This window comes from Sphingomonas sp. A2-49, assembly GCF_025548555.1.
GTDB lineage: Bacteria > Pseudomonadota > Alphaproteobacteria > Sphingomonadales > Sphingomonadaceae > Sphingomonas.
In genome coordinates this window covers 561,710-574,519 of the sequence record NZ_JAJLPA010000001.1, presented here as the reverse complement: position 1 = coordinate 574,519, position 12,810 = coordinate 561,710, and the positions used below count along the sequence as shown (strand labels likewise).

General features: G+C 63.7%; 8 protein-coding genes. 7 read left to right on the top strand and 1 reads right to left on the bottom strand.

Translation table 11 applies throughout. The annotated features are described in order from the left end of the window. Positions 1-128 precede the first annotated feature (128 nt). From nhaA to LPN01_RS02690, 7 genes are all read left to right on the top strand, one after another. Positions 129-2,894 carry a Na+/H+ antiporter NhaA gene (nhaA, locus tag LPN01_RS19100; RefSeq protein ID WP_262826804.1) on the top strand — a complete coding sequence of 922 codons (2,766 nt, stop codon included), beginning with the start codon at positions 129-131 and terminating at the stop codon, positions 2,892-2,894. Continuing rightward, on the top strand, positions 2,891-4,168 hold the full coding sequence (locus LPN01_RS02715; RefSeq protein WP_262826803.1) for a cation:proton antiporter: 1,278 nt from the start codon (positions 2,891-2,893) through the stop codon (positions 4,166-4,168). Before nhaA ends, LPN01_RS02715 begins: the two co-directional genes overlap by 4 nt. Next, positions 4,165-5,574: a DUF2254 domain-containing protein gene (locus LPN01_RS02710; protein WP_262826802.1), complete on the top strand. Its 1,410-nt coding sequence runs from the start codon at positions 4,165-4,167 to the stop codon at positions 5,572-5,574. Before LPN01_RS02715 ends, LPN01_RS02710 begins: the two co-directional genes overlap by 4 nt. Continuing rightward, positions 5,571-6,779 (top strand): hypothetical protein, encoded by a 1,209-nt coding sequence (locus LPN01_RS02705; protein WP_262826801.1) that lies wholly within the window; start codon positions 5,571-5,573, stop codon positions 6,777-6,779. The genes LPN01_RS02710 and LPN01_RS02705 overlap by 4 nt, the downstream gene beginning before the upstream one ends. Further along, positions 6,779-8,134 carry a chloride channel protein gene (locus LPN01_RS02700; protein WP_262827055.1) on the top strand — a complete coding sequence of 452 codons (1,356 nt, stop codon included), beginning with the start codon at positions 6,779-6,781 and terminating at the stop codon, positions 8,132-8,134. Before LPN01_RS02705 ends, LPN01_RS02700 begins: the two co-directional genes overlap by 1 nt. Before the next feature lie 71 nt (positions 8,135-8,205). Next, positions 8,206-9,996, top strand: coding sequence for an SLC13 family permease (locus LPN01_RS02695; protein ID WP_262827054.1), 1,791 nt, complete (start codon positions 8,206-8,208; stop codon positions 9,994-9,996). Between the two features lie 43 nt (positions 9,997-10,039). Further along, complete coding sequence (locus LPN01_RS02690; protein WP_262826800.1) at positions 10,040-10,996, top strand: mechanosensitive ion channel family protein; 957 nt, start codon at positions 10,040-10,042, stop codon at positions 10,994-10,996. A gap of 218 nt (positions 10,997-11,214) precedes the next feature. On the opposite strand, the gene LPN01_RS02685 is transcribed toward LPN01_RS02690, so the two are convergent. After that, on the bottom strand, positions 11,215-12,702 hold the full coding sequence (locus tag LPN01_RS02685; protein ID WP_262826799.1) for a L,D-transpeptidase family protein: 1,488 nt from the start codon (positions 12,700-12,702) through the stop codon (positions 11,215-11,217). Positions 12,703-12,810: the final 108 nt, after the last annotated feature.

Sequence of the window (12,810 nt, the reverse complement as noted above, 5' to 3'; positions counted from 1 at the left end):
TCACGGGGAAGGTTGCGACGACGGTCGCCCGATGCGATAGCTCGCGTGGGTGTTCGTCTTTGATCTCGAGTGCGAGCAGGTTCTTTCGTTGGTCGGGCCGCCAGCGCTGATCTGCTGTGCCTGGACGAATGATGATGAACCACGCCCATGCGCATCCAAGCGCAATCCGCCGATTTCTCGAAGCTCAGTCGTCCGCCGGCATCGTCTTGATGGCAGCTGCGCTGGTTGCTCTGGTCATCGCCAATTCACCGCTTGCGCCGGGTTACGAGGCGCTGCTGCACACCTATGTCGGGCCGCTGAATCTAGGGCATTGGATCAACGACGGCCTGATGGCCGTGTTCTTCCTGCTCGTCGGCTTGGAGATCAAGCGCGAGGTGCTCGACGGACAGCTCTCGTCGTGGCCGCGACGCATTCTTCCAGGCATAGCCGCGAGCGGCGGGATGATTGTGCCAGCGCTAATCTATCTCGCCTTCAACCAAGGTCCGACAGCTGCCGGATGGGCCATACCTGCGGCCACCGATATCGCTTTCGCCCTTGGAGTCATCGCGCTTCTGGGCAATCGGGTGCCAGGATCGCTGCGCATATTTCTTGCCGCGCTGGCCATCATCGACGATCTCGGCGCGGTCGTCATCATCGCGCTCTTCTACACAGCGGAGCTTTCGGTAGCTGACCTCGGGGGCGCCGCGGTCGCTCTCGGCGTGCTGGTAGCTCTGAACCGCTTCGGTGTCCGGCGCCTGTCGCCATACATGATGGTCGGCCTGATCCTGTGGGTGCTGGTGCTTCGGTCGGGAATCCATGCGACGCTCGCAGGTGTCATGCTCGCCTTCACTATTCCGATGGACCGCACGCCCAGCCGGTCCGACGCAGACTGCATGAGTCCGCTTCATCGGCTTGAGCACGCGCTGCATAAGCCGGTCGGCTTTATTATCGTGCCAATCTTCGGACTGGCGAACGCCGCAGTTCCGGTTTTCGGACTGCCTCCCGGCGCACTCACCGCGCCGGTCACGATCGGTGTCGCCGCAGGGCTGCTCATCGGCAAGGTGCTCGGCGTGTTCGGCTTTTCAGCTATCGCGGTTCGCCTGGGGCTGGCGGATATGCCAGCACATGCAAGCCGGCTTCAGTTGCTTGGCGTCGCTTTGCTCTGCGGGATTGGCTTTACCATGAGCATATTTATCACTCTTCTTGCCTTCCCCGGCAGTCCCTTGCTCCAGGCAGAAGCCAAGATCGGCGTCTTGGCCGGCTCGCTCATTTCCGGCTTGTTTGGATATGCCGTGCTGCGGCGAGCACGGGGCGAGACGCCACGCGACAACGCGAGCAGCAGCATGACGCGCGAGGGTGCGTCCAGAGGATCCAAGCTTCGAAGCAAACAGATGAATGCACGGCTCGGACGGCTTGCGCTCTACCGCTGGTGGCGCCGCAGCGTCGTCGGGCCGATCGATCACGAGGCGGTGGTCACCCGAATCGTCGAAGAGAGCGGGTGGTCGCCGCGCTACGCCTTCATGACGATGATGTCCGCCGGCATCGCGGTGCTGGGACTGCTGTTATCGTCGCCGGCCGTTGTTATCGGCGCGATGTTGATATCGCCGCTTATGAGCCCGATCCTCGGCTTCGGGTTCAGCCTGGCGCTGTTCGATTTCGCCGAGATGCGACGTTCGGTGCTGGCGCTCGTCATTGGCGCGTTCGCAGCGGTCGTCTTCACCGCTTTGATCGTAACCCTGTCGCCGCTTCAAGCTCCAACGGCGGAGATCGTCGCGCGCACGCGGCCAAACCTGTTCGATCTCGGCGTCGCGCTGTTCGCCGCACTGGCCGGCAGCTTCGCCATCATTCGCGGGCGGGGAGAGACGATTGTCGGTGTGGCCATCGCGACGGCGTTGATGCCGCCGTTGGCTGTCGTCGGCTATGGCTTAGCGACCTGGAACCTGCCGGTGCTGGGTGGGGCGTTCGCTCTGTTCGTCACGAACTTCATCACCATCGCACTCGCCGCAACAGCGATGGCAAGGTACTATGGCTTCGGACATCACCTCTCCAGTCGGCAGAGCTGGACTCAAACTATTGTGCTGCTTTGCGTCTTCGCAGTCATGGCGGTCCCATTGGGACTGTCGCTGAACCGCATTGCGCGCGAGGCATTAACGGTGTCGCAGGTGCGCTCGCTTCTGAACGAACGCTTCGGCAACGACGCTCGCGTGACGCAGCTGGAGGTTGAGTTCGACCGTCAGCCCAACGTCGTCAGAGCCGTCGTCATCACTCCGCGCGGGCGGATGCAGAAGACCGCGCCCTTGCAGAAATCGATCGAAGATGCGCTTGGCCGTCCTGTCCGGCTCGATATCGACCAGGTCCTGCTCGAAGCAGGCGCGGGCGCACTCGACGCACAACGCGAGGAGTTGCGGCAGGCGGGCGACCAGTCGAACCTTGAGGCGCAGCGGATGACGGCGCTGGCACGGATGATCGCGCTCATCACCGGTGTCGCGGCTGACGATGTGACAATCGATCGCGACCATCGGCGCGCGACCGCAGCGGCCGTGGCGCTGCCCGGTGCGACCATCGCGACCTATCGGACCCTTGAAGCCCGCGCGGTGGCGGAGACGGATGGCTGGAGCGTCGCGATCGTGCCCCCGCAGGGACCGCTGCCTGAGATCGCGTTCGCCGATAATGTCGATACGCTCGATCCAGCGGCTCGCTCAGCGGTGTTGACATCGGCCTGGGCTGCGCATCGCTGGAACGTGCCCACGCTGGCCGTTCCCGGTTTGCCGACGGGCGATCCGCCTGCGCGGCCGACCTTGACGCAGCGCAGGGCACTAGCGGTGGCAGCGTTGTTGGCAAGTCGGGGCATCGGTGCCGTTTCGGCGCCTGCTCAAGGCCAGCGCTTCGAGCTATCGATCGGGATCACCCGGTGAGCGGCGGTCTTGCGCTTACGCCCTTCGATGCCGCAGCGATCCTCATCGTGCTCGCCGCGGTCCTCGGCTATTTCAATTACCGGTTTCTCAAACTGCCATCCTCGATCGGCCTGACGGTCATGGGTGCGATCGCCTCGCTACTCGTCGTCGCGATCGATCGCATTCTTCCGGGCGCCGACTTTGCCCGCGACATCGTGCGCTTTATCGCCGGCATCGATTTCCACACCACGCTGATGGACGGCATGCTGTCGTTCCTGCTGTTCGCCGGCGCGCTGCACGTGGACTGGGGCGAGATGCGGCGTGGGCGCTGGCCGATCCTCGTGCTGAGCACCATTGGCGTGGCACTTTCGACCGTCTTGGTCGGCGGCGGGTTCCTGTTGCTGTCGAGGGCGATCGGTTTCGACGTACCTGCCATCTGGTGCTTGGTGTTCGGCGCGCTCATCAGTCCAACCGATCCGGTCTCGGTGATGGGCGTCCTCAAGCACGCGAACGTCTCGCCCGCGCTCGAGGCGACCGTTGCGGGCGAGAGCCTGTTCAACGACGGCGTCGGTGTTGTTATCTTCACGATTCTGCTGGCGTCGGCGCTGTCGGGTGAGGCCTTCTCCGTTGCACATGGCGTCGAACTATTTGCCGTCGAGGCGGGCGGCGGCGTCCTGCTAGGGCTCGGCATCGGCTGGGTCGCATTCCGCATGATGCGGTCGATCGACGACTACAAGGTCGAGGTCCTGATCAGCCTGGCCGTGGTAATGGGCGGCTATGCGATCGCGCGGCCGCTTCACGCCAGCGGCCCGGTGGCGATGGCGGTCGCTGGGCTGATCATCGGCAATGCCGGCGTCGCCCACGCGATGAGCGAGACGACCCGCGATTATCTCCACAAGTTCTGGGATCTGATCGACGACATCCTCAACACCGTGCTGTTCCTGCTGATCGGGCTGGAAGTCGTGACCATCCCCGGCGACCTGCGTCTGGTCGTGTTGGGTCTCGCCGCGATACCGCTGGCGCTTGCCGCGCGGTCGGTGTCGGTCCTGCTGCCGCTCCGGGCGATCCGCCCGACGCATCGTTACGGGCGGGTCGCGCCGGTAACGCTGATCTGGGGTGGCCTTCGCGGCGGCATTTCGATCGCGCTGGCACTTGGCTTGCCGGATGGGCCTGCGCGGTCCGTGATCCTCGCAGCGACGTACGTCGTCGTGCTCTTTTCGGTGATCGTGCAGGGCGGAACGATCAAGCGCGTGCTGGAACGGCTTACCGAAGCCGATGCGGAGAAGACTTCATGAGAACCCGCCTGCTCCGCCTGTCGAACGATCTGCGCGAGAGCTACTGGTTCGTTCCCACCGTCATGGCGATCGCGGCACTGCTGCTCGCATTGGCGATAGTGTATATCGATAGCCATTCCGGCTCGACCTGGATGGACGGGTTGCCGTGGCTCTATGCAGCGCGACCCGACGGCGCGCGCAGCTTGCTGTCATCGATCGGCGGGTCGATGATCGGGGTAGCAGGCACCACCTTCTCGGTCACGATCGCCGCCGTTGTCTACGCCTCGGGGCAATACGGTCCGCGGCTGCTGAGCAACTTCATGTCGGATCGCGGCAACCAGGTGACACTGGGCACCTTCATCGCGACCTTCGTTTACTCGCTGGTGGTTCTGCGCACGATCCGATCTGCCGGGGAGAGCGGGGCGGGGGCGCCGGCCTTCGTTCCGCAGCTTGCGCTGCTGTTGGCGTTGGTCCTCGTCCTCTGTTCGATCGCCGTGCTGATCTTCTTCATCCATCACGTGCCGATGCGGATCCACATCAACAATGTGATTGAGCGGATCGGCAATCGACTAATCGAGGAGACAGACGCACGCTTTCCGGTCTTCGTTGGCGTTCCGCTCGCCGAACGTTCGGACGACCCTCGCATACCATTGGCGTTCCGCGACGAAGCAAGCTCTGCCGATTACGAGCGACGCGCTCCCGTCCGATCCAAGGACACGGGATATATCCAGCTGATCGACGAAAGCACGCTGATGGAGGCGGCGCGCAGCCATGACTTGGTGATCCGCCTGCAATATCAGTCGGGCGATTTTACCCACAAAGGTAGCGTGCTGCTGGAGGCTTGGCCCGCCGAGCGGTGCGACGAGGACGCGATGAAGGCGCTGCGTGGAGCGTTTGCGGTAGGCGCGCGTCGAACGGCTCTTCAAGATTTGCGTTTCCTGATTGACGAATTGGTTGAGATCGCGGCCCGCGCGCTGTCACCTGGCGTCAATGATCCTTTTACCGCCAACAGCTGTCTCGACTGGCTCGGCGCGGCCATGGCGGATCTTGCTCGGCGGGACCTGCCGTCGCGGTTGCGTGCGGATAAAGACGAGGCCCTCAGGGTGATCGCCCATCCAACGACCTTCGACGGTCTCGTCGGTCGTGCCTTCGGTGCGCTCGCCCAATATGCGAGCGGCGACATGATCGCAGGCAAGCGCTTTCTCAACGCCTTGGGCGACGTCGCATTGAGCTGCGACGATCCGAGCCGGATCTCCACCTTGGCGCGACAAACTCGAGAGTTCCGCTTGTTGGCCGAGGGGGCGTTGGATGGCGCCTGTCGCAAAGCCGTGCTGGAGCGTGCCGATGACCTGCTGCGAGCCTTGGTCGAACCTGATTACAAGCGCCGACTCCGTGACGGCAACGCCTGGCTCGGAGGCACCGCATGATCGTCACCGTCGCCCTGATCGTCGCGATCATCGTCACCACCGCGCTGACCTTCGGAAGATTCGCGCGCAGCGACGGCTGGCGGGCCACCGTCACGCCGCTGGCGTCGATCATTGGCTCGGGCTTCCTGATCTGCGGGCCGTTGTTGGCGAAGGAGTTCGGCAGCGCGGCATTGGGTGCGATGGCGGTGCTTCTGGCAATCGCCTACGCCGCGGGTGCGGTAATCCGCTTCAACATCGTCCATGTCGAAGCGCATCTCGCGGCCGCCCCCTTTAACGATCCGATCGCGTGGATCGCTCGCGTGACACAGGGCGTGCTGGCGCTCGCCTATGCTGTCTCGGTCGCCTATTACCTGAAGTTGCTGGCCGAGTTCTCGCTGAAGCCGATCGCGATCGATCCAGCTTCGCAGCCGCTGGCGGCCAACATCATCGTCACCGTTCTAATTGTGCTGATGACGCTGCTCGCGTTGGGCGGAAGTCTCCGCAAGGTGGAGCACCTTGCTCATGGCACCGTTTCGATCAAGATCGGGATCATCGCCGGTCTGCTTGCCGCGCTCGGCATTTCGTGGGCGATCAATGGCACCGGTGACCCGCTGCCCCCGGTCAAGCTGTCGTTCGCCAGCGTGCCGATGCTGCTTGGTCTGCTCATCACGGTTCAGGGGTTCGAGACGTCACGCTATCTTGGCCATGCCTATCCCGCCGAGATGCGGATCAGGACAATGCGGCATGCGCAGTGGATTTCGTCTGCCATCTATCTCGCCTTCATCGCGCTGCTGACACCCTTCCTGACCCGTGCCGCCGCGACCGAGGGCGTGGCGGGCATCCTCGATATCATGGAACTGATCGCGCCCGCGCTCGGCCTTTTTGTGCTTGCCGGCGCGGTGTCGAGTCAGTTGAGCGCCGCGGTGGCAGACTCGATCGGATCGGGGGGGCTTGTGAACGAGGTCTCCCGTCGCAAGGTCAGCGTGCCGCTCGCGTTCGCGCTGGCCGGCGCGCTCGCCATCGTTATCGTGTGGCTGACCGACCCGTTTGAGGTCGTCGCCCTCTCGTCGCGCGCCTTCGCTCTATTCTACGGCCTCCAGTGCGCCTTGGCGCTGATCGTGTCGGTCAAGGATGGCAAAGGCACCACCTCGCAGCGGATTGGCTTCGTGGCGATCGGGCTTGTCTGCCTCGTCGCTGCGGCAGTTGGCGCGCCTGCCGAAGGCTGATGGTTAGGATACCTGAACAAGCGCGTGATCTACTGCGCGAGCACGGGCCTACCGCGCCGGTGTGGCGGCGACGTGTCGCGATCCTTGGCGGCGCGGTGACGATCGGGCTGGTCGCCCTGCTGTTTGCGCACCTCGCGGATTGGGCGGGCGAGCGGTTTACGGCAGTCGCCGCTCGCTGGTGGTGGGCGCCGTTGATCGTCACGCCGCTCGGCTATGCCGCCATCGCGGGGATCACGGCTCGATTTGCCCCTGCGGCACGTGGGTCCGGAATACCGCAGGTGATGGCAGCGACCCGAAACCCCGATCACGCGATGTCGGCGCTCGTTTCGGCGAGGATCGTCCTCGTGAAACTCGCCCTGACGATCGGCACCCTGCTGGTCGGCGCGTCGACGGGGCGCGAAGGGCCGACGGTCCAGATCGCCGCATCGATCATGGGCTACGCACACCGGCTGATGGCGATCCCGCTTAGGGCATCGGTGTTCATCGCCGGCGGCGCTGCGGGCGTGGCGGGCGCGTTCAACACGCCGCTTGCCGGGGTCGCCTTCGCGATCGAGGAACTGGCGGCGGCCTACGAGCAGCGGATGACGCTGCTGGTCATGACCGCGGTGTTGATCGCCGGCATGACCAGTCTGGGCCTGTCCAGCGACTATATCTATTTTGGAGTGATGAGGCAGACGCTCTCGGTACGAGAGACGATGTTGGCGGCTCCCATTGCCGGCATACTCGGCGGCCTGATGGGTGCCTTCTTCTCGCGCGCGGTGCTGGCGACGGGGCGGACTAATTGGGGACCGGTCGCCAAGCTGCGCGCACGACCCATGCTGTTCGCCGGATCGCTTGGCGCGATCGTCGCAGTTATAGGGGTCGCCAGTGGGCTGACCTGGGGCACCGGTTACGGTGCGGCGCGGGCGATCATCACTGGGACGGATGTTCCGCACTGGTTCGGGATCGCCAAGCTGGCTACGACGCTGGCGACCGCGGTCTCCGGTATGCCGGGCGGCATCTTCGCACCGTCACTCGCGGTCGGGGCGGGGGTCGGCAACATGCTGCGCTGGCTGCTTCCAACCTACCCCGGCGGCGCGATCGTGCTGCTCGGCATGGTCGCCTATTTCACTGGTGTCGTCCGTGCGCCGCTCACCGCCGTCATCATCATTTCCGAGACGACAGCCAGCCGCGGTTTGATGATGCCTTTGCTCGCTTCCGCATTGATTGCTGATTTCGTGGCGCAAGCGGTATCCAAGGAGCGGCTTTACCATGCGCTGTCGCAGGCGTTTCTGCCGCCGCCGGATCCCCAGCAAGCGCAGGGGATGGCATCGCACGACGATCCCGAGCCGTCTCACAGGACGGGGAAGCCTTGATATCGTTGGCCGGACCGTGCGGTCGGGCTACTGTCGGCACCTTAACTCGATAAGGCTCCGATTTGATCTCCATGCTCAGCGCGCCGCAACCCCATGCCATCGGAGCGATGCTGCTGACGATCGCCATGTTCTATGGCTTCGTTTCAGGTCGGGCACGAGTCGAGATCATCTCGTTGCTGACGATCAGTGCGATAGCGCTCGGGCTCTACTGGTTTCCGCTCCCCGGGCAGTCACCGACCGACGGGCTCAAGTTGGCGTTCGAAGGGTTCGGCCACTATGCGCTGATCACGATCTGCGCGCTGATGGTCCTCGGGCGCGGTCTGGTCACGACTGGCGCGTTGGAACCCGTATCTCGCCTGCTGACCCGGGTCTGGCGGTTCAACCGTCAAATTGGCCTTTTCGTTACGCTGCTGCTGGCCTTCGGCATGAGCATGATGGTCAACGACACGCCAGTGCTCGTCCTGATGCTGCCGGTGATGGCCGCGATCGCCGCGAACGGCGGCATGCCGGCTTCGCGCACGCTGATCCCGGTCAACAGCGCGGTGCTGATCGGGGGTATGTCCACCACAATCGGGACCTCGACCAACCTGCTGGTCGTGTCGATTGCGGGCGATCTCGGCCTGCCGCCTATGTCGGTTTTCCACTTTACGCCGATCGTGCTGCTGGCCGCTCTGGTCGCGTTGCCGTTTATCTGGTTGGTCATGCCACGCCTGCTGCCGGACAATTCGGTCGAGGCGGGTCACGAGCCACGTCGCTTCGCAGCTCTGCTCCGCCTCGGCGAAAATTCCTTCGCGCACGGTCTGTCTCACGAACTGATCGCGGAGCGATTGCCTGCAGATGTCGAGCTTCTTGGAGGCACAGCAGCGGGCGGCCGGATGCTAGTGCGCGCGACGCATGCAGCCCTAGAAGAGACGATGCGCATCCTGGGTGCAACCGCAGCCCCGGCTTGGCTCATGGACCGGCTGCGCAGCGGTTATGCGACGACAGGACACGATCTCACCGTCGCCGAGCTGGCCGTCACGAAGGACTCGGGTCTTGTCGGCAAGGGTGTGGCTTCCGCGAACGTTGCCGAACTGTACAACGTCGCCATTCTCGGTGTTCATCGCGCGCAGCGCCCATGGGTTGCACAGCCTGATGGTGAGACCAGAACCGAGAGTCCGTTCGACGAGGGCGATATCCTGCTGGTCGCTGGTGCCGTCGGCAGCATTGAGCAGATGTCGCTCGCCGAGAACATGCTGGTTCTCGAAGGGGCGAAAGAACTGCCGCGGACGGCCAAGGCGCCGCTGGCGTTGGCGATCATGGCATGTGCCGTTGTGCCGGCGAGCATTGGTATCGTTCCCATCGCGATCTCCGCGCTCGGTGGTGCCATTGCGATGCTGGTCACAGGATGCGTCCGTTTCGACCGCATCGGCCGGGCGCTCTCGGCCAAGGTGGTGGTGCTGGTCGCCGCCAGCATCGCCATCGGCCGCATCGTGCTGGAGAGCGGAGCGGCGACTTGGCTAAGCGAGCTGATCGCGATGGGGCTTCAGTTCCTACCGCCGGCGGGGGTGTTGGCCGCGGTCATGCTATTTGTCACCGTGCTGACCAACTTCGCGTCGAACACCACAGCCGCGGCGGTCGGCACGCCGATCGCTTTCAGCCTCGGGCAGCAGTTGGGCATTCCGGTCGAGCCGCTGGTCCTCGCCGTGCTGTTCGGCTGCAACCTGTGCTACGCGACGCCCGTCGCCTACCAAACCAATATGCTGATCATGTCTGCCGGAGACTACAGGTTCGCAGACTATACGCGCACCGGCCTGCCGCTGGTCGCGATCATGGTCGTGACCCTGTCGGGCCTGCTCGTGCTGCGCTACGGCCTGTACTGAGCCGCGCACAGGAACGGCGGCTACAGCGCTTCGTTGCTCATGGATGCAGCCTCTCACCCCTCCGCCCGTCAAGAACCCGATCGACCTGATCCTCGCCAAGCTGCACGTCGCCGCGAACGGCTTCTTCCTACAGCTGCCCAACATCGTCGGCGGCATCGTCCTGCTGATCGTTGCATATCTGATCGGTAAGCTGATCGCGCGCGGGGTCCGCAAGGGGTTTCAGCATCGCGGGCTGGTCGATCTCGGTGGCGTGCTCGCCAGCCTCACTTTCGGTGCAACCATGGTGGCGGCGGTGCTGATAGCCTCTGTGATCGTCTTCCCCTCGGTGAAGCCAGCTACGATCATCTCTAGTCTCGGGATTGGCTCGGTCGCGATCGGCTTTGCCTTCAAGGACATCCTTCAAAATCTGCTCGCCGGCATTCTGCTGCTCGTCAATCGGCCTTATCGGCGCGGCGATCAGATCGTAGTCAAAGACTTTGAGGGAACCGTCGAGCACATTGAGAGCCGCGCGACGCTCATCAAGACCTATGACGGGCGGCGCGTCATCATTCCTAATTCGGACGTCTATACGTCGCCTGTCGTCGTCAACACGGCCTTCCCGATACGCCGCGACCAGTTCGACATTGGCATTGGCTATGGCGACAAGCCGGACCGAGCCATGACGGTGTTTCATGAGGCGATCACGAAAGTCGAGGGCGTCGAGGTCGAACCTGCTGCTGAAGTTCTCCCATGGGGGCTGGATGCCAGCTCGGTGACCCTGCGCGCACGTTGGTGGTGTTCATCGAAGCGCACCGACGTCGTCCATCTGCGCGCGCGCGTGATCCTTGCGATCTGGCAGGCCGCGGCCGACGACGGCATCGACCTGCCATTCCCGACTCAGCAAATCCTGTTTCATGATCAGACGGAGGAGAGCGACGGCGATCGGACCCGGCAGCGTGAGGGTTGGCCAGCGGGTACCCACCCCCCACAAGCGCGAGCCCACCCAGCGCGTGCGGAATGAGACCAGGCGGCGGCGGGTGGTTGGCTCCAAGCCACCATCTCCTCATTTGGCTCGCTGGCTGCCGAAACTCAGTACTCAGCTATAGATCGGAAGCCGATTGCGGCCACCCCAACTCGGACCGGGCTTCTGCACTTCAGCAGGTGATGCTTGGCAGCCGCAAACCCGCCCTACGACCGGAAGCGGCATCAGGTGAGTCGCTGCAAACTGAACGGCTTGCGCTACGGGCCGATGTCGATCGCTTGGGCCGCTGCGCGTTTAGTAGCTGCTCCGGTAAACCCCAGAGCTTCTGCTACCTTGTCGTTCCAGCCATAAGGGTCCGTACGGAAGACGATCCGGTTACCTGAATCCACGAACACATTGCCATAAATCAATCGGACTGGGATCTCGCGCGGCAGCGGCACGAAGCGGTGTTTCTCAGAGTCGCGCGCTGCCTGCCACCTTTCTGAAACTCCCTCCTGCTCAGCGAGCATATTGGCGAAGCCGAGCGCGTCGCTGACGCGCACGCAGCCATGACTAAGGTGCCGCTGACTGCGATCGAACAATGCTCGGGCCGAGGTGTCGTGAAGGTAGATTGCGTGCCCGTTTCGCATGTCGAACTTGACCAAGCCAAGCGCATTGTTCGGTCCCGGCCGCTGCACGATCCAGCCGCCCCGACGGACCATGTTGTGCGCACGGAGATAAGCACGGCCCACATTCGCCATCTCAGTGTTCTGAATCGATTTTGGAATCGTCCAAGTCGGATTAGCGACCAGCCGATATATGGGTGAGCCCAGCATCGGCGTTTCGCGTCCGGGCTCGCCAACTATCACTCGTCGCTCATCGATCAGCTTGCCGTCACGCCAGTAGCGGAGCCGCGCCGCAGCGGTGTTTACGTCGATACGGGTCGAAGGCGGCGTCCGCGACAACCACCGACGCCGTTCCAGCGCCACCGCCAGAGCCCGCTCACGGGCACCAGGCCCCATGTTGAGCACACCTAAGGTGTCTGGGCCTACGATTCCGTCGGCAGCGATGCCATAATCCTTTTGCAAGGCTATGACAGCATTCGCGATTTCCGGAGTGTAGCCCGTTGAACCAGCACTTTGCGGAGTCGCCGGCAGATAGTCGTCATCCACCAGTTGCTGCACGATATCGGTCACGCGAGCGTCGCTTTCACCAAGGTGGATCGGCCCGGCCAATGCGATTTTCGCGACTGGTGAAGCCGCGGTCGCGAGATCGCGATACGAGAGGTATGCTTTCGAGAGGCGAACGTAGCCGTCGTCGTGCGGGGCGAGCCCGCCAAGCCAGCTGTCCAGTTCACCTCGGTTAAGCGCTCGTTCCAGCTCGGCTCGCAAATCAGCTTCGGGGCGGTCCAACGTATAGACCTCGTGAAGCATCTTGGGATCGATCTTGCCTCGCGCGAGCGCGGTCGCATAGGCGATCGCGGCGCTCGAATAGCGCTTGTCGCGCGCCATCGCCGATTCGCCCTCAGGCCCCTTGCTAAGGAAGGTGACTCGATCAAGGCCATGCTCGACCCGTGCTTTCAGGGCGTACTCGAGCGTGGCGCGAGACGCGTCGTTCCACGAAGATCCCGCATCGGCTAATCTAGAAACCGACGCCTCGCCCGGATCGGGTGCGCCGATGGCCGCGGCGCTGCAAAGGCCCGGCTGAAATGCTGCGACCGAGATTGACCCGAGCAGGCCAGAAACAGGGAAAGATGCGATTCTCATAGGTGGCTAACGGGCGGGGCGACCTTTCTGTGCCCGAGGTCTTCCCGATTGGGCCTGGTGCAACTCGATGCCCGTGATGGGCTTGCGATCTTTTGGGGCCGCCAGCCT

Bases quoted from the DNA above. Each gene is read 5' to 3' on its own strand.
- nhaA (WP_262826804.1), top strand. From the start codon at position 129: ATGATGATGAACCACGCCCATGCGCATCCAAGCGCAATCCGCCGATTT.
- LPN01_RS02710 (WP_262826802.1), top strand. From the start codon at position 4,165: ATGAGAACCCGCCTGCTCCGCCTGTCGAACGATCTGCGCGAGAGCTAC.
- LPN01_RS02705 (WP_262826801.1), top strand. From the start codon at position 5,571: ATGATCGTCACCGTCGCCCTGATCGTCGCGATCATCGTCACCACCGCG.
- LPN01_RS02700 (WP_262827055.1), top strand. From the start codon at position 6,779: ATGGTTAGGATACCTGAACAAGCGCGTGATCTACTGCGCGAGCACGGG.
- LPN01_RS02695 (WP_262827054.1), top strand. From the start codon at position 8,206: ATGCTCAGCGCGCCGCAACCCCATGCCATCGGAGCGATGCTGCTGACG.
- LPN01_RS02690 (WP_262826800.1), top strand. From the start codon at position 10,040: ATGCAGCCTCTCACCCCTCCGCCCGTCAAGAACCCGATCGACCTGATC.
- LPN01_RS02685 (WP_262826799.1), bottom strand. From the start codon at position 12,702: ATGAGAATCGCATCTTTCCCTGTTTCTGGCCTGCTCGGGTCAATCTCG.